General features: G+C 67.5%; 15 protein-coding genes. 8 read left to right on the top strand and 7 right to left on the bottom strand.

Features of this window, described 5'->3' with window-relative positions:
• Nucleotides 1–103 precede the first annotated feature (103 nt).
• Both JZ791_RS09090 and JZ791_RS09085 read left to right on the top strand, forming a co-directional pair.
• Nucleotides 104–937 (top strand): AraC family transcriptional regulator, encoded by an 834-nt coding sequence (locus JZ791_RS09090; protein ID WP_216893764.1) that lies wholly within the window; start codon nucleotides 104–106, stop codon nucleotides 935–937.
• 219 nt (nucleotides 938–1,156) lie between these two features.
• Nucleotides 1,157–1,798, top strand: a complete 642-nt coding sequence (locus tag JZ791_RS09085; protein ID WP_216893763.1) for a LysE family translocator — start codon at nucleotides 1,157–1,159, stop codon at nucleotides 1,796–1,798.
• Nucleotides 1,799–1,903: 105 nt separating this feature from the next.
• Here JZ791_RS09085 and JZ791_RS09080 read toward each other — a convergent pair whose 3' ends face one another.
• A complete protein-coding gene (locus JZ791_RS09080) occupies nucleotides 1,904–5,086 on the bottom strand; it encodes a carboxypeptidase regulatory-like domain-containing protein (RefSeq protein ID WP_308162859.1) in 3,183 nt (1,060 codons plus the stop codon).
• A gap of 187 nt (nucleotides 5,087–5,273) precedes the next feature.
• Here JZ791_RS09080 and JZ791_RS09075 point away from each other — a divergent pair, with 187 nt between their 5' ends.
• Nucleotides 5,274–5,888, top strand: a complete 615-nt coding sequence (locus JZ791_RS09075) for a TetR/AcrR family transcriptional regulator (RefSeq protein WP_216893761.1) — start codon at nucleotides 5,274–5,276, stop codon at nucleotides 5,886–5,888.
• Here JZ791_RS09075 and JZ791_RS09070 read toward each other — a convergent pair.
• Nucleotides 5,885–6,412: a hypothetical protein gene (locus JZ791_RS09070; protein ID WP_216893760.1), complete on the bottom strand. Its 528-nt coding sequence runs from the start codon at nucleotides 6,410–6,412 to the stop codon at nucleotides 5,885–5,887. The two genes, JZ791_RS09075 and JZ791_RS09070, sit on opposite strands and share 4 nt — an antisense overlap.
• Before the next feature lie 602 nt (nucleotides 6,413–7,014).
• On the opposite strand from JZ791_RS09070, the gene JZ791_RS09065 reads away from it, so the two are divergent.
• Nucleotides 7,015–8,262, top strand: coding sequence for an ATP-binding protein (locus JZ791_RS09065; RefSeq protein ID WP_216893759.1), 1,248 nt, complete (start codon nucleotides 7,015–7,017; stop codon nucleotides 8,260–8,262).
• Nucleotides 8,263–8,291: 29 nt separating this feature from the next.
• On the opposite strand, the gene JZ791_RS09060 is transcribed toward JZ791_RS09065, so the two are convergent.
• Nucleotides 8,292–8,858 (bottom strand): TetR/AcrR family transcriptional regulator, encoded by a 567-nt coding sequence (locus JZ791_RS09060; RefSeq protein ID WP_216893758.1) that lies wholly within the window; start codon nucleotides 8,856–8,858, stop codon nucleotides 8,292–8,294.
• A 117-nt stretch (nucleotides 8,859–8,975) separates the two neighbouring features.
• Here JZ791_RS09060 and budC point away from each other — a divergent pair, with 117 nt between their 5' ends.
• Complete coding sequence (budC, locus tag JZ791_RS09055; protein WP_216893757.1) at nucleotides 8,976–9,737, top strand: meso-2,3-butanediol dehydrogenase; 762 nt, start codon at nucleotides 8,976–8,978, stop codon at nucleotides 9,735–9,737.
• Nucleotides 9,738–9,785: 48 nt separating this feature from the next.
• Nucleotides 9,786–10,757: an alpha/beta hydrolase fold domain-containing protein gene (locus JZ791_RS09050; protein WP_216893756.1), complete on the top strand. Its 972-nt coding sequence runs from the start codon at nucleotides 9,786–9,788 to the stop codon at nucleotides 10,755–10,757.
• A 32-nt stretch (nucleotides 10,758–10,789) separates the two neighbouring features.
• Here the strand turns inward: JZ791_RS09050 and JZ791_RS09045 are convergent, their stop codons facing one another.
• The 3 genes from JZ791_RS09045 to JZ791_RS09035 are packed head-to-tail and all read right to left on the bottom strand — an operon-like array spanning nucleotide 10,790 to nucleotide 12,548.
• Complete coding sequence (locus JZ791_RS09045) at nucleotides 10,790–11,800, bottom strand: alpha/beta fold hydrolase (RefSeq protein ID WP_216893755.1); 1,011 nt, start codon at nucleotides 11,798–11,800, stop codon at nucleotides 10,790–10,792.
• A gap of 35 nt (nucleotides 11,801–11,835) precedes the next feature.
• Nucleotides 11,836–12,234: a type II toxin-antitoxin system VapC family toxin gene (locus JZ791_RS09040; protein WP_254205418.1), complete on the bottom strand. Its 399-nt coding sequence runs from the start codon at nucleotides 12,232–12,234 to the stop codon at nucleotides 11,836–11,838.
• Between the two features lie 23 nt (nucleotides 12,235–12,257).
• On the bottom strand, nucleotides 12,258–12,548 hold the full coding sequence (locus JZ791_RS09035) for a type II toxin-antitoxin system Phd/YefM family antitoxin (RefSeq protein WP_216893753.1): 291 nt from the start codon (nucleotides 12,546–12,548) through the stop codon (nucleotides 12,258–12,260).
• 196 nt (nucleotides 12,549–12,744) lie between these two features.
• Here JZ791_RS09035 and JZ791_RS09030 point away from each other — a divergent pair, with 196 nt between their 5' ends.
• Both JZ791_RS09030 and JZ791_RS09025 read left to right on the top strand, forming a co-directional pair.
• Nucleotides 12,745–13,593 carry a glycosyltransferase family protein gene (locus tag JZ791_RS09030; RefSeq protein WP_216893752.1) on the top strand — a complete coding sequence of 283 codons (849 nt, stop codon included), beginning with the start codon at nucleotides 12,745–12,747 and terminating at the stop codon, nucleotides 13,591–13,593.
• 83 nt (nucleotides 13,594–13,676) lie between these two features.
• On the top strand, nucleotides 13,677–14,471 hold the full coding sequence (locus JZ791_RS09025; protein WP_254205417.1) for an SAM-dependent methyltransferase: 795 nt from the start codon (nucleotides 13,677–13,679) through the stop codon (nucleotides 14,469–14,471).
• A 29-nt stretch (nucleotides 14,472–14,500) separates the two neighbouring features.
• Here JZ791_RS09025 and JZ791_RS09020 read toward each other — a convergent pair whose 3' ends face one another.
• Complete coding sequence (locus JZ791_RS09020) at nucleotides 14,501–15,883, bottom strand: serine hydrolase domain-containing protein (RefSeq protein ID WP_308162855.1); 1,383 nt, start codon at nucleotides 15,881–15,883, stop codon at nucleotides 14,501–14,503.
• Nucleotides 15,884–15,890 lie beyond the last annotated feature (7 nt).

Genomic DNA, 15,890 nt, shown 5'->3' with positions numbered 1-15,890 from the left:
TCGTGACACCACCACCCTGCTGGGAGACAACGACTTACGTCTTGAAGAAATGTAAGGGCCTCGATGCTCGCTACCCGTCCTGGACGACACGTATGATCGCGGTGTGGTTTGGGAGATCACGCGACCACTGCGGATGCCCGTGCCCCGAGGCGTGGACATGGCCGGATTCCGCATTCACGGCGACGGTCCAACTCTGCTGCGCGCCATACCGCATCCGGCTGTCACGGTAGCGATCACGATCGGTGACAACCGCTTCGAGGTCCGTGACCCGTCGGGGCGAACTCACTCCAGCAGCCTGGCCCTCGGCCTGACCGGCAACCCGTTCGCGGTGCGCTTCGAAGACATCGAGTGTGTGCAGATCCGCCTGTCACCGTTCACCGCATCCGCCGTTCTCCGGCTCCCACTCGCCGAATTATCCGGGGGCATAGTCTCTCTGGACGATCTGTGGGGCCGCGACGCGATACGCCTGAGCGAGCGTCTACACGAAACACGCAGCTGGCCCGAACGATTCGCGCTCATCGAGGCGACCTTATCGACACGCTGGTGCGACGACCACCGCCGCGCCGCCCCCGAGATTGCCTGGGCCTGGCACCAAATCATCGCCAGCAGAGGCCGGTTCCGCATCGAACATCTGGCAACAGAGGTCGGTTGGAGCCGGCAGCGGCTGTGGTCACGTTTCGGCGCCCACATCGGCCTCACCCCCAAACGCGCCGCCATGCTGGTCCGATTCGATCACGCCATACACCAACTGGTCCGGGGACTCTCCCCCGCACAGGTGGCGGCCGACACCGGTTACGCCGACCAGTCACACCTCCACCGCGACGTCCAGGAATTCACCGGCACCCCCCTCACCTCCGCGGCAGGCGAGCCTTGGCTCGCGGTAGACAACGATGCCTGGCCCTCGAGCAATGCGGCTGAAACAGGTCAGTTGCCCTGAATCGACGGCCAGAGTTCGGGTGCTTGCTCGATCCTGCATGGTGCGACCGGATGCCGAGCCCATTGAGGACAGTGAGCTCGCGTTGTCAACGTCTGTGGCGTCGGATCTCTGATGGACGATGCTCACAACTGACACGTCGCCCAAGCGGACGAGCAGGTCGGCGCGGTACACGCGATAACAAGTGGACGAGCCCTCGGGGCGGTCAGCAGACTCGACGGAATGTCGCACCTGCTCCACGTCCTCCCCGCCTTCACCCTGGCGTGCCTGATCCTGGCCGCCATCCCCGGCCCGGCGACCGCCCTGTTCCTCCAGCGGTCCATACGCGACGGTCGATCGGCCGGACTAGCGGCGGTGGCGGGCAACGAGATCGGCGTCCTGGGCTGGACGCTGGCCGGCGGCGCGGGCCTATCGGCCCTACTGATCGCCAACCGAGCCCTCGACCAAGCAATCCACATCCTCGGCGCCGCGGTCCTGGTCTACCTCGGCATCCAGGCGTGGCGCGGCGCCCGCAACCACGACACCCCCGGAACATCACTGCCCAGCGTCCTACCGAGCGGCCGCACCCCGACCGCGGCATTCCGCGCCTCGCTCATCTCGATCGCCGCCAACCCGAAAGCGGCGGTCTTCGGCCTGACCATCCTGCCGCAGTTCCTACCGCCCCGAGGACCGATCCTGGCGACAGTCCTGACCCTCGCAACAGTCCAGCTGATCATCGACACCGCCTGGTGCGTGAGCGTCGTCCTGATCGCCAACCGAGCCGCAACCTGGCTGCAACGCAAAGCCATTCGACAACGCATCGAACGAGCCCTGGCCACAATTCTGATCGCCCTGGGCTTAGGGCTGGCCGCCGACACCCTGTGACCCAGCCGATTTCACGGCTCGTCGAGCACGCGCTCGCGAAAGGCCAGCGGCACAGGGTGTCCCGGCGGTGGGCAGGCGAGGAAGCGCCTACCGATCCGACGCGGCCTACTGGTCGTCGTAGCCGAGCACCAGGTCGTGGACGATCTCGGTGCCTGTCACTGTGACGCGGCTGGTCGCGGGCGGGTAGCCGCTGGTTACCACGGTGTAGCGGCCCTTATCCAGGTCCGGGACGACATAGTGGCCGTCGGTGTCGGTGTGGGCGTGGGCTACCAGGGCGCCGGAGGCGTCGAGGACCGTCACGCGGGCGTCGGGGACAGCTCGTTCGCCGGCTCGGACCGAACCGGCGAGCAAGGCCGCCTGCTCCATGTCGATGTCGTAGCGCAGGTGTTCGGTCTCGGGCACGGTCAGGGTGATCGCCGTCGGGCGCATGGATTCGGCGTTGGCCACCAGGGTGTAGCGGCCCGATATCAGGCCGCCGCACACGTAGGCGCCGTCGGCGGCGGTGATCGCCGCCCCGACCACCTCGCCGCGGGCGTCGGTCAGGGTCACGGTGGCGTCCGCGAGTGGCTCACCGTGGTCGGCCCGGCGCACGACGCCCGACAGTTCACCCGAGCCCAGCAGGGTGACGTCCTGCTGCTGCGTACTCGAACTCGCGGTCACGTTCACGGCCACCGGTCCGTGACCGGTCGCCGAGACGATCAGCACGTAACTGCCCGTCGCGGGCACGGAGATGCGGTAGCTGCCGTCATCCCTTCCGGTCGCACGCGAGACCTGGCGGCCGTGCTGATCGATCAGGGTCAGCGCCGCGGCGGACAGCGGGTGACCGGTTCCGGTGAGGACGCGACCGCCGATCCAGCGACCGTCGCCGCCGGAGATCGGCGAATCGGCCACCGGCCGCGTCTGCACAGCGGACGCGGCGCGGGCGTAGCGTGCCGGGCCGCCTGCCGATCGCGCCCGTTCGGCGGTCGCCTGGCGGGCGTGCAGGGCGAACAGCTCACGGTCGAGGGCCGGGGCGACGGTACGGTAGTCGCTCCCCTGCACGGTCATGTCCAGCCGGGCGGCGAGGTCTCCCAGCAGATCGTCCAGGTACCCGAGATAATGGAGCGCGTGCCGCAACCGGGCGTTGGCCGGGGAGACGGACAGAGCCGCCTGCAACTGCCGGATCTCCTCGGCCCGGCGGATCCAGGGCTCGGGGACGGGTGCGCCGGCGGAGGCCTTCTCGGTCTCCGACACGATCCCGGCAAGGGCGTCGATCGAGTCGGACAGGCTGCCGGTGATCCGCAGGAGTTGTGCACGCTGGCCCGCGGTCAGCACAGCCCTACCGCTGCCGAGCGACATCTCCCGCGCGCAGACGGCGGCAGTGCGCAGCATGGAACGGATCTCCTCGGCATGCTCGCGGCCGGCGCTGCCCGGAAGATGAACGAGCGACAGGGTGAACCGGCGCAGCTCATGAGTCGCCTGGTCCACCGCTCTGGCCTGCTCACGGGTGCCTTCGGCGCCAGCGGATCCGCTCCACACCTCACCGGACTCGCGCACGAACGTGGCCAGCGAGCGGACGTGGGTGGCCTGGGCGTGGCGCAGCAGAGTGCGGGTCGCGAGGGGCAGGACCACCAGAGCCACCAGGATGGCGATGACCGCACCCAGGGCGTTCTCCCCCGCACGCAACACCACCACCGAGTCCTTGAATCCGCCGGTGAAGGCGTAGAGCTGGATGAGCGCGAAGGCCAGGCTGCCGGCCCACACCCCGTAGTAGGCGCTGATCGAGTAGGCGCCCGCCACAACGGCCAGGCACAGCAGTGTCACCGTCACCATCGGGTGGTGTACTCCGAGAAGATCCGCGACGCCGATTCCGACGAAACCGCCGATGAGCGTGCCGACGACGCGTTTGACGGTCTTGCGCACCCGATCGTGCACGGAGTCGGTGTTCATGAAGATGATCAGCGCGCCGATCACGGCCCAGTAGAACCGATAGCCGTTCAGCGCGTCACCCAGCGGAATGGCGATCACCAGCGTGATCAGCATCTGAACGGCGATCCGGATCTGGGGGTCGGGCTTGCTCCAGACGTTCCAGGGGCGGCCCATGCCACCGGCGCCCAGGGCACGGCCGGCCAGCAGGTTGGTGCCGGGCAGCTTGCCCGTGACCAGCTCGACGGGTGTGGTGAAGGGTTGAGTGTCGGCGGCGGCGATATCCGCCTCCAGCCGCTCGTCCACCTGGGTGGTCCAGGCATCGCTGACGCGGTGCAGGTCGCCGAGCACGGCGACGAACCGGTAGAGCATCGAGACGAGGTGCTCGTGTTCGGTATCCCGGGAATCGCCCTCGTGCCGGGCCAGCCAGTCGAGTAGCGGTGCGGTCGCGGCCGGGAGCGCGTCGTCATGCCGCCGACCGCCGCGGTCGAGACCAGCGAGAGCCGCGAGCAGGTGCGCGCGTACCTCGTCGGGCAGCGGGACGCGGCACAGCAGAACGACCGTGCGGCCCAGCGCGTTCGCGGCCAGCTCGGTGTCGAAAACCAGCCGGTGCATGCGAGCGGCGGCCCCTCCCGGACGCCCGGAGCTTGCCAGATGGCCGTCCACGAGCATGGCCGCCTCGTTCAGGTGGATCATCTCGTCGCAGAGTTTGCGGTTCGCGCGGGCGGTGGATTCGCCCGGCTCGAGCATCCGGGTGGCGCGCCGGACCACGTAACGGGTGCGGGTCAGGAAGGCCCGTTCGATGTGCACCAGACCGGTCGCCGGGCGCATCCGGCACAGCACCACCTGGACCACGGCCGCCGCAGCCGCCGCGACGATGACGATCGGGGCGATGTACTGCATCTTCTCCAGCGGTATGGGCACCAGGATGCCGCCGAGGAAACCGGCGAAGAGCATGACGCCGCCGTCATGCCCGAACTCGCCGAGGAACGCGGGCGCCGCAAGTTGCACCACGACAACCACGGCCACCGCGAGCAGCGCGAGAATCCGGTAAGGCTGGACCTCGATCGCGCACAGCAGCGCGAGCAGGAAGGCCGGGACACCCCAGACGCAGCGCACGGCCAGCCGCCCCGCCTTGGGGCCGGCGATCGTCAGGCCGATCAGCAGTCCGGCTATGCCGCCGTAGGTCATCCCGAACATGGCCGGTTGCCCCAGCGCATGGGCCATCCCGTAGCCCACGGCCAAGGTGACCGGAAGAACCATCAGCATTCGCCACCCGGTGCGCAGACGGGCCAGGGCGGGATCGGTGGCTTGCAGGTGATCACGCAGACGTATGGGCCAAGGCGGACGGCAGGTCGGGCACCTGCCGCCACTGCCGAACACAGTCGACAAGACGCAGTTCTCCTTGTTTTCCAAGCTTCGAATGGCTCGTGAGGCTCCGTCGGCCGCTCCGTTGCGCACGGCTTCGTCGCCGTGACCCCACCGCTAGTTACTTAGCCAGCCTAAGTTATTTTTTGTAGTACTGCAAACTTGCACTCGTGCAAATCTGCATTGCTGTAACATAGCGGGCGTGAGCAGCACGAGCGCGGGCGTCGGCCTCCGGGAACGCAAGAAGCAGCAGACCCGCGAGGCGCTGCACCGTGCCGCCGTCCGTCTCTACGCGCAGCGAGGTCCGGACTCGGTCACGGTCAACGACATCTGCGCCGCCGCCGAGGTCTCCCCGCGCACCTTCTTCAACTACTTCGGCTCCAAGGACGACGCCGTGCTGGACTGGCACGAGGAGCGCGCCGGCGGCTCCCTGGCCGACCGCATCGCCGCGCGCCCCGCCGAGGAGGACCCGCTGCTAGCGGTTCACCAGGCGATCAACGCGGGCATCCGCCTGCTTCAGGAGCGCCCGACCTGGCGGGAGCACCAGCAACTGGTGCGGCGGCATCCGCGAGTGGTGCCCATGGCCTTCGCCGACAGCCGCCGCACGCAAACCCTGATAGCGGAAGGGATCTCCCGTCGCACCGGCCTCCCGGCCGACGACCTCTACTCACGCGCCGTGGCCGGCGCCGCGCACGGGGTCATCCGAGCGACCCTGTCGGTGTGGAACCCCGAAGACCCGGGCTCCGACCTGCTGGCCATGATGGACGCATCGTTCGAGATGCTCGCCTCGGGCTTCCGGTTGCCGACTCCGGTCTAGACCGCCCTTCGAGGCGACCTCGGTCGGTTGTGATTCCACTGGGCGAGCACCGCCCCGGCCGACAGGATCGACATCACGCATGCCACCAGCGCCCACATGGTGAGTCTGGCTGTGCCATAGGTATCGGCGGTGCCGGGCATCGGATAGTTACCCTTGCCCGCGAAGGCGCGAGCCACGAGCCCTAATTGGCCACCCAGATCCCCACCGAAACCGACCATCGCTTTCAGCTCGGGCCCCTTACCCAGCAGGTAGAACACGTCGCCGACCGTCGATACGGCCACGACTACGGCGGTAGCCGCGGCGACATGCGCGACGTTGCCGCTACTGCCGCGCAGAATGAGCGCGATGGCGAAAGCCAGAAGCACAATGGCGACGACGGCCGACAGCGCCCATACGCCTGTCAGGTGAGCCAGACCAGGTCCAGACTGCGACCAGATATTCAAATACACAGTGCTGGCCTTGATCTCGCCGAACGCGTTGGCCTGCGCTCGACCATCCCATCCCCCCACGGTGAGCCAAGGCATGAATAAGAGGGGGAAGATAACCAGGCTTCCGATTCCACCGCAGACATAGCCCATAGTGCCGTCGGGTATCGGCAGAACTCGGCGAGGCGGTGCGGAGGCAGTTGGGCGAGAAACAGCCTCCGGGGCGTGAATCCGTCTCGCTTGCCACGGACTTGGCTGTCCCACCCGCACAAATATAATTGCGGAGGACCCCGGCTTCCTGCCGTGTGACCTTTCTCGCACTGTCACCCGATGTAACACGATGATGCTCTACCTGCGTCCGCGCCGAAGGTGATCGGCCCGAACGAATTTGGATCAGGCTGATCGCAATCGCCCTGCGCGACCGACCACGCTTCGCCAGATGCGGTTGTCATGGAGGAAGTCATCACTGAGGGTGCCCATTCGCCGAAGGCAGGCGGGTTAGTGTCGGCAGATCCACCACCCTCAGCCCGGCAATTCCACCACCGAACCAGCGGCAGATCGACCAGCACACCACCGGCAGATCATCCACACAACCCTCGGCAGATCATCCACACAACCCTCGGCAGACTATCGACATACCTCTCGGCAGACTATCGGGGCACTTGTCGGCAGACTATCGGATGCTCCGCTAGAATTGGCGCATGCGCGAAGGAGTCGAGTACCTCCCCCGTAGGGCGGCTGAGCTGGTAGAAGAGGCGCTTGCCGACACTCGGGTCGTCATCGTGAACGGAGCTCGGCAAACCGGTAAGAGCACTCTCGCCGAGCGCTGCCTCGACGGCCGTGCCGACACGGTAAAACGATATCTCGATGACCCACGCACCCTCGCCTCAGCTAATGCTGACCCCATAGCATTCCTCGATGCTCCTGGGACGATGTTGATCGATGAGGTCCAGCGCGCCCCGGAGCTGTGGCTAGCGATCAAGAACGCTGTCGACCGGGACCCGCGGCCGGGTCGGTTCCTCCTGACCGGATCGGCCCGTCTCCTCGGCCTGTCGAGCCTTCCCGACTCGCTGCCGGGCCGTTCGGAAACCGTGGAACTGTTTCCCCTCTCGCAGGGCGAAATCGAAGGAATGCCCGACGGATTCATCGACGCCGCCTTCTCTCACGGACGCCGAATCCGAGCCCCGGAGTCGTCCCTTCGCCGCCGCGACTACCTCGCCCTGGCCTCCCATGGCGGCTATCCAGAGGCCATCCGACGCACGAACCCTCGCCGACGCGCCCAATTCTTCAAGTCCTACCTCGACGACATCATGAGCCGCGACATCCATCAAGTCGCGGATATTCAACGTATTTCCGATATGCGTCGACTCATCGCCGCCCTGGCAGCACAGAGCGGTGGACTGCTCAGCTACAACCGATTGTCCACGGACCTCGGCATTCCGCTGACCACCGTCCGTAACTATGTCGCATTGCTCGAGCTCGTCTATCTGATTCGGCTCATACCCGCATGGTCCGCCAACGCCACCACACGGGCCATCTCCACTCCGAAGCTGGTCTTCACCGACTCCGGTCTAGCCGCTCACCTGCTCACCGGCATCACCAACGACGCCACCACCGGTGGCACCGTCGAAACCTTCGTTCTGGGCGAGCTGAGCCGCCAAATTACGTGGAGCCGAACGATGGTCCGACTGCATCATTACCGCGACCGTGACGGCCACGAGGTCGATGCCATCCTCGAAGACAATGCGGGCCGCATCATCGGCATCGAGGTCAAAGCCGCCGAAACCGTCCGAACGGACGACTTCCGCGCACTCCGCATGTTGGAACAACGACTTGGCGACCGCTTCCACGCCGGATATGTGCTCTACTGCGGAAACGAGCAACTCCCCTTCGGCGACAAGCTGACCTGTCTGCCGATCAGCGGACTCTGGATGGCATCACCGGAGTAGTCGAACTCTTCCGCACTGCACCCTGACCCTCATTTCAGGGCATTCGCGGCCAGTCGCAGATCTGTGAAGGCTCGGTCGAGGTGGGTGTGGAGATCGTCCGTGCGGTCGGCCCCCCAGCGGCGGATCGCGATCGCGTAGGTGTCCATGCCGACCTGGGCGTGCAGCGCCGCGAGTTGCTCGGAGACGCCGCGGGCGCGTAGGGCGTCGGTGAGTGCGGCGACCAGGGCCGCGTGCTTGGCCAGCGAACGCTCTTGCAAGGCGGGCGTCGCCATGATGACCGGATACCGGCGTTCGGTGACCGGGAGGTTGTGCTCGATCAGCGGCACGGCCTGGTGGAACGCGGCCCGCAGGGTGGGGAGGGGTTTGGTGTCGGCCGGTACTGCGGCGACCGCGTCGACCAGCAGCTCGCGCAGTTGCTCCTGGCCGTCGAAGAAGACCTCACGCTTGTCGACGAAGTGGCGGAAGAAGGTCCGCTCGGTGACCCCGGCGCGCGCGGCGATGTCCCCGGCCGTGGTCTTGTCGTAGCCGCGCTCCAGATACAGCTCGAGCGCGGCCTCCTGGAGCCGTAGCCGCACGTCATCGGAATTCCGTGGCATCCACACACCCTAGCATCGCTAGTCAGTTACTGACACTACTTGCGTCAGTAACTGACTGAATGTACCGTCAGTTACTGACGTAAATAAGTGTCAGTAACTGACGATAGGAAGGGTGTTATGGACCAACGTTTCGCCGGAAAGACGGTCGTCGTCACCGGCGCCAGCTCCGGCATCGGCGACGGGATCGCCCGGCGGTTCGCGGCCGAAGGCGCGAATCTCGTCCTCGCGGCCCGGCGCGAGGAACGCCTGGCGGCCCTGGCCGCCGAGATCGGCCTGGACCGCGCGCTGCCGGTCGCGACCGACGTCACCAGCCAGGATGAGGTGCTGGCGATGGTCGATGCCGGGGCCGCCCGGTTCGGCGGCATCGACGTCATGGTCTCCAACGCCGGCGTCGGCCTCGCCAAGGAGTTCGCGGAGACGACCGTGGACGACTGGCGGCTGATCATGAGCACTGACGTGGACAGTTGTTTCTTCGGTGCGCAGGCTGCCCTGCCGTACCTGAAGGACAGCCGCGGCAGCATCGTGCAGATCGCCTCCGCCTCCGGTCTCGGCGGCGACCGCCGGCTCACCGCCTACAACGCGGCCAAGGGCGCGGTCGTGAACTTCACGCGCGGTCTCGCCTTCGACCTCGGTCAGTTCGGCATCCGGGTCAATACCGTCGCCCCCTCGATGACCGGACCGCAGGAGTTGGCGACGAAGTACGCCGACATGATCGAGCGCTTCAACCAGCGGCGGGCGCTGCACGGCTTCAGCACCCCGGCCGACGTCGCCGCCGCGGTCAGCTTCCTGGCCTCGGACGACGCCCGCTTCATCACCGGCGTCATCCTGCCCGTCGACGGCGGCATCACCGCCGGCAGCGGTCAACCCTCGCTGTTCTGACAACGCCGCTCACGAAATCCTCAGTCCCACTACCGATCAGGACCCCTCATGCCCGCAACCACCGACGCGCTCGACCCCGAACTGGCCACCGCGTTCGCCGCGATGCCCAAGGCCTCGAACGGCACTCTGCTCGATTTCTCCGATATCCCCGGCCTGCGCGAACAGCTGCGCGCGGCACACGCCAACCTGCCCACGCCGCCGCCGGATCCCCGGGTCACCATCGAGACGCTGCGAATCCCCCGAAACGACGGGAGCGAACTCGAGGTCGTCCTGTACCGCCCGGCCGCCAACGACCTCACCCGCCCGGCCCTGCTCTGGTTCCACGCCGGGGCCCAGGTCCTGGGCGATGACGCCCACGGCGACGACGCCTACCACACCGGACTGGCCCTGGATCTGGACTGCGTCCTGGCCGCCGTCGTCTACCGGCTGGCGCCGGAGACCCCGGCGCCAGGCGCCGCCGAGGACGGCTACCTCGCCTACACCCACCTCGCCGCGCACGCCGCCGAGCACCGCATCGACCCGCACCGGATCGGTCTGGCCGGGGCCAGCGGTGGCGGGGCGCCGGCCGCGGCCACCGCGCTCATGGTGCGCGATCGGCGCGATCCACAGCCGCGCCTGCTGTCGCTGCTCTACCCGATGCTCGACGACCGCAGTGAGACGCCGTCGAGCTTCGAGACCACCGCCGAAGTGGTCTTCACCCGCCAGGACAACCAGCTCGCGTGGTCCGCGGTGCTCGGCGACCGGTTCGGCGCGCAGGACGTGCACCCCTACTCCGCGCCCGCCCGCGCCACCGACCTCACCGGCCTGCCCGACACCTTCATCGCCCTCGCACAGTTCGATGTGCTGCGTGACGAGGGCATCGACTTCGCGCGCCGGCTGCTCGCCGATGGCGTCCCGGTCGACCTGCACCTCTACGCCCGCGCGTTCCACGCCTGGGACCGATTCGCGGCAACCTCGGCCCTGGCCCGTTCGTTCGAGCTGACCTGGCGCGAGTTCCTCCGCCAGCGTCTGCACGCCTGAGAACGCAGTAACACGGTGACGATTGTCGGCAGCTATCGAGACTGGGCAAGCGCCAGGATCGCCGACGCGACGGCTCCCGGACTGTTGACCGGCGTGAGATGGCGTGCGCCGGGGATCATGGTCGGTGCGCCCGCGCCGATTCGCTCGGCGGTCCGGATGGGGGTGTCGCTGCTGAAAACCGAGTCCGCGGCGCCGAATACCACCGATTTCGGCAGCGGGATTCTTGCGAGTTCGGCGATGCGGTCCGAGGACAAACCCGGAACGCCGAGGTTCATCATCGCCCACAGGGCGGGCTCCGCGCCTGGCACCTGGAGGGGGCGACGCCATTGATCGATGCCCGAAGCGTCGAGCTTCGGGCAACTCGGACCACATGCGCTTCGATAGGCGGTCTGGACGAGGGTGTCCGAGCGCACGGCCAGTCGCAGCAGTGTCGTCCGGTAGGGATCGATGAGCAGTTTCGTCACCGGTGAGCGGGCACCGGCTCCGGAGGACAAACCGTCGCCGTCGAGAAACATCAAGCCGCCGACTGCCTCCGGGTTCCGCAGGGTGGCCGCGGCCACGATCGCCGCGCCGCTGGAGTGGCCGACCACAATCGGGCGTTCGAGACGCAGAGCCTGGATGAACTCCAGCAACTGGCTGGTCTGATGGTCCAGGTCGAACGGTGCGCCCCGCTGGGTGTAGCCGAAACCGTCGAGGTCCAAGGCATAGACCCGGTGCCCCGCCGCAGCGAGTCGCGGAGCCAGATACTGCCAGGTATCCGCCGATTCGATGAAGCCGTGAACCAGCACGATCGGCGTCCCGCTCTCCCCCCACTGCCGGTAACGGGTGGAGATATCGCCGGTCCGCACGTAGGTCAGCCCGACCGGCGGGCTCGCACGGTGACGCGTCGCCACGTTGTAACCGAACGAAAAAACCGTCCCGGCGACGATCACCGCCGCGATCGCCGCCACCACCCGCCACAGCCACCGCCGCGTACGACCGTGGCCCGCGGCATCAGTCGGCCCGACCTCGGATTCGTCCGATCCGGGCGCATAAACGGTCATTCCGGACGTCACCTTCCTGGTACACCACCACTGCCCTAGGAGCGGTTGTCGGGGTGGGTGACGGGGTAGACCGTCAGCAGGCGCTCCAAGCCTCGGAAGTCGTCTGGATTCACCGTGAACAGCGGCAATTTGTTCGCGGCTGCCGTGGACGCGATCAATAGGTCGACGTAATACCTGCGTGGTTTGCGACCGCTCGCCAACGTCGCCGCGTATACCCGCCCGAACACCCGCGCCGCCGCTGCGGTGAACGGAATCGGCTCGAATTCGGCCTCGGCGCGACCCAGCACAGCCATCCGTGCGGCGACCTCCTCCGGATCGTCGGTCGCCAGTGGACCGACTGACAACTCGGCCAGGGTGATCGCGCTGATCGCCTGCTCGGTCGGAAGTTCGTCCTGATCCAATCCGTCCATCAGGATCAGCACGTTCGTGTCCAATAGTCCCTGCTGGGGAAGCGCCATTACTGCCGGCCCGATTCCCGGGCCCGCTCGAACGGGTCGTACTCCTCATCGTCGAACGCCGCCTGCACATCCGCACGGAATCTGCGATCGTCGAGCACAGGAGCGCCCGAGAACGCCGCGGCGACCCGTTCCTTGGACACGAACGTCGGCCGCGGCCCTATCGGCGTCACCGTCGCGATCCGCCGCCCGTTACGGGTGACCGTGAACGACTCGCCCCGCTCGACCGCATCCATGATTTCACTCGCCCGAAGCTTCAAATCCCGCTGATTGATCTCACTCGGCACAGACACGTCTCCAGCGTAGCCCCAAGTCCCACCATGTGGCACCCTCCTGGCATCGCACCACCCCTCAGTCGGCCAGCGGGTGCGCTGGCGAAAGCGGCGGGGCGTCCACGGGTGGGAAAGGGGGGTTGGCGCGGGGATCGGGTCGACCGTATGGTTCCGCTGCCTCGAGGGCCGGGGTGAGTGAACGGACGGACTGTGGGTCATGCCGACATTGAGCCTCATCACCGCCGTGGTGGCCGGGAAGCACCGGCATATCGGGGAGACGTATCGGTCGCTGGTCGGGCAGGAGCTTCCTGTCGGGTGGGATTGGGAATGGCTGGTGCAGGAGGACGGGGATACCGGGGTGCCATTCGCGGAATTGCCGCAGGATCCGCGGATCTCGTTCGGACAGGGGCCCCGGGGGTGTGCGGCCATCGCTCGCACTCTGGCGCTGGGGCGGGCCGAGGGTGTGTTGACCAGGGCCGTGGATGCCGATGACGTGCTGACTCCCGGTGCCCTGTATCGGGATATCACCGCCATCGGCGAGCATGGGGCGGCGTGGGTGGTGTCGGCGGCGGTCGACCTGTTGCCCGACGGGATCATGCGGCCGGGGCCGCGAGATCCGGCGCCGGGGCCGACGGCGCCGGGGTTCTTCGCCGACGGCGTCGCGCGTGGACAGCTGCAGGTGGTCGCGGGGACGTTGTGCGGCTATACGAATCTGATTCGGGCAGTTGGGGGTTGGCCCGCGGTCCCCACTCAGGAGGACATCCAGTTGCTGCTGGCCGTGGAGGCCGTGTCGAGCGGATGCGTGGCCGAGAACGTCAGTCTGCTGTATCGGCGATGGCCCGGCAGTACCACCTTCGGCATCGACAAATCCGGTATGCACTACGGGGATCCGGCCATAGCGGTCAGCAACATCAGACGGATGGAGGCGTTGCGCGAGTGTCACTGGCGCTGGTCCGGTCCACCGGCACTCCAGGGATCGCCTGTCGCCCTTGCTGTTACCGACCTCGGCGATCGAGGCACGGGGCCGAAACCCCGTCCAGGCGCGAACCGCGCCACATGCCTCTGACGCTGCGCGTATCGTGACACGAATCGGGTTGCCCGGCAAGGTATCGGTGCAGTGGCAGGACGCCTCTAGATGTGGAGACAGGTATGAGTGATAAGTCGATGGATCTGGACAAACCCAGTAGTGCTCGGATCTACGACTATTTTCTCCACGGCAAGGACAACTATGACGTCGATCGGGAGGCCGCGGCGAGAATTCGTGAGATATGGCCGACCGTCGAAGCCGGTGTGCGCTATAACCGCGATTTCATGGGACGCGCGGTCCGGGAATTGAGCGCTCTGGGCGTGCGGCAGTTCTTCGACATCGGGACCGGGATCCCCACGCAGCCGAACCTGCATCAGATCGCTCAGGAGATCAATCCCGAGGCCCGCGTGGTGTACGTGGACCGTGATCCGGTGGTCCTGGCTCATGCCAATGCCCTGATGCTGAGCACCAAACAGGGGCGGGTCACCTTCATCGATGCCGATCTGACCGAGCCCGAGTCGATCCTGGCCGCGCCCAAGTTGCGCGAGACGCTGAACCTCGGCGAACCGGTCGCGCTGTCACTGATCGCGGTGCTGCATTTCGTGCCCGACGACCAGGACCCGTACAAGATCGTTCACACGCTGATGGACGCGCTACCCACCGGCTCCTACCTCGTAATATCCCACATCACAACGGATTTCGATCCCGAGGTCATGGAACGAGCGCTCCAGACCTATCGCGCCAGCGGCGTATTCGCCCAGAGCCGCGACCGCGAGGAGGTCGCGGGCTTCTTCGACGGGTACGAACTGCTCGACCCCGGCGTCGTCGGTGTGCACCGCTGGCGCCCCGGTATCCAGCCGCCGGCGAGCCATGACCCGGAGGCCGGGTGCTGGGCCGGGATCGCACGTAAACGCTGACAGCGCAAGGCTTCAGGTGTGCGCGGCGCTCATCGGCCGCGCCAGCCGCCCGGATCGACACCGCCGGGGATGGGCGCGGTCGGCGGGTACGGCTCGCGGGTGAAGATGTAGCTGGCCAGCTCGAGGTGGTCGGCCGCGCCGTCCGGACCGCGGACGACCCGCATTCGCTCGCCCGCGTAGTAGCCGTCGAGACCGGTCCAGGCGTCCGCACCGGCGGGGCGGAATCGGGAGGTCCGGCCGCCGTGTGCGAGGGTCTTCAGTTCCAGTCGGCCGTCGGTGCGCAGGTGCAGCGCGATGGACGCCGAGCCCCAGTACCACGTGCCGGTCAGCGCCAGAAGTGCGGGATCGGCGGAGACGGCGGGCAACCATTCCTCGGGCAGCGACGGTTCGTGCTCGGCCAGGATGTCGAGCATCCCCAGGTCCAGCCTGCCCCGGATGCCGCCGTAGGTGGTGTTGGACAGGAACAGCACGCCGGTGCGGTCGGCGGGGTCGGCCCACACCGAGGCGATGAATCCGGGCATCGCCCCGCCGTGGCCGATCAGCCTGCGGCCCTTGTGACGGCGCAGTTGCACGCCGAGGCCGTGGCCGTCGGTCCACTCGTCCGCGTCGGCGACGATGGCGGGTTCCCGCATCTCCTCCCAGGTGTCCTTGGACAGCACCGATCCGGTGTTCCCGCCGAGGAAGGCGGTCCAGCGGACCAGGTCGTCCACCGTGGACCAGAGCTGACCGGCCGCGCCCATCGCGCCGTGGTCGTGCGCGGGTTCGGGCAGCACGACGTCCGCCCACGGGTGCACCGCCCAGCCTGTGGCGTGCGGGGCGACGGGAGAGGTGGTGGTCCGGTCCATGCCCAGCGGGTCGAGTACCTCCGCGCGCACGGCCTCGAACCAGCTTCGGCCGCGCAGCCGGGCGATCAGCTCGCCGAGCGCGGCGTAGCCCACGTTGCTGTAATGGTGCCGGCTGCCCGCCCGAAGCACCGTAGCCTCGCCGTCCATGGCCTCGGCCAGCTGGGCCCAGTCGCCGCCTTCGGTGCGCTCCCACCATTCGCCCGGCGACTCCGCGCGGACCCCGGCGGTGTGCGAAAGCAGTTGGGCGATCGTGCGATTCCCCATCGGCGCTCCGGGGACGTGTCGTTCGAGCGGGTCCGACAGGTCCAGCTTGCCCTCGTCGCGCAGGCGAAGCACCACGACGCCGACCATGGTCTTGGTGATCGAACCGATCCGGTACTGCGTGTCGGCGGTCGCTCGTCCCGGCTCGGCCCCCTCGCTCATCCGGCCACGCGCACCCCACCAGGCCAGTTCGCCGTCCCGGACCACCGCGGCGATCAGCGAGGGCACCCGGAACCGCGACTGCTCCACCGCGAGCCGATGCGTCAGGAGTCGCTCGGTTGTCGGCAACAGCGCGTTTCGTGACACTTCACAC

It is taken from the genome of Nocardia alni, assembly GCF_019038435.1.
Classification (GTDB): Bacteria; Actinomycetota; Actinomycetes; order Mycobacteriales; family Mycobacteriaceae; genus Nocardia; species Nocardia alni.
This window is presented reverse-complemented; position numbering and strand designations above follow the sequence as displayed.

Bases quoted from the DNA above. Each gene is read 5' to 3' on its own strand.
- JZ791_RS09025 (WP_254205417.1), top strand. From the start codon at position 13,677: ATGAGTGATAAGTCGATGGATCTGGACAAACCCAGTAGTGCTCGGATC.
- JZ791_RS09070 (WP_216893760.1), bottom strand. From the start codon at position 6,412: ATGCCTTGGCTCACCGTGGGGGGATGGGATGGTCGAGCGCAGGCCAAC.
- JZ791_RS09030 (WP_216893752.1), top strand. From the start codon at position 12,745: ATGCCGACATTGAGCCTCATCACCGCCGTGGTGGCCGGGAAGCACCGG.
- JZ791_RS09060 (WP_216893758.1), bottom strand. From the start codon at position 8,858: ATGCCACGGAATTCCGATGACGTGCGGCTACGGCTCCAGGAGGCCGCG.
- JZ791_RS09045 (WP_216893755.1), bottom strand. From the start codon at position 11,800: ATGACCGTTTATGCGCCCGGATCGGACGAATCCGAGGTCGGGCCGACT.
- JZ791_RS09050 (WP_216893756.1), top strand. From the start codon at position 9,786: ATGCCCGCAACCACCGACGCGCTCGACCCCGAACTGGCCACCGCGTTC.
- JZ791_RS09085 (WP_216893763.1), top strand. From the start codon at position 1,157: ATGTCGCACCTGCTCCACGTCCTCCCCGCCTTCACCCTGGCGTGCCTG.
- budC (WP_216893757.1), top strand. From the start codon at position 8,976: ATGGACCAACGTTTCGCCGGAAAGACGGTCGTCGTCACCGGCGCCAGC.
- JZ791_RS09065 (WP_216893759.1), top strand. From the start codon at position 7,015: ATGCGCGAAGGAGTCGAGTACCTCCCCCGTAGGGCGGCTGAGCTGGTA.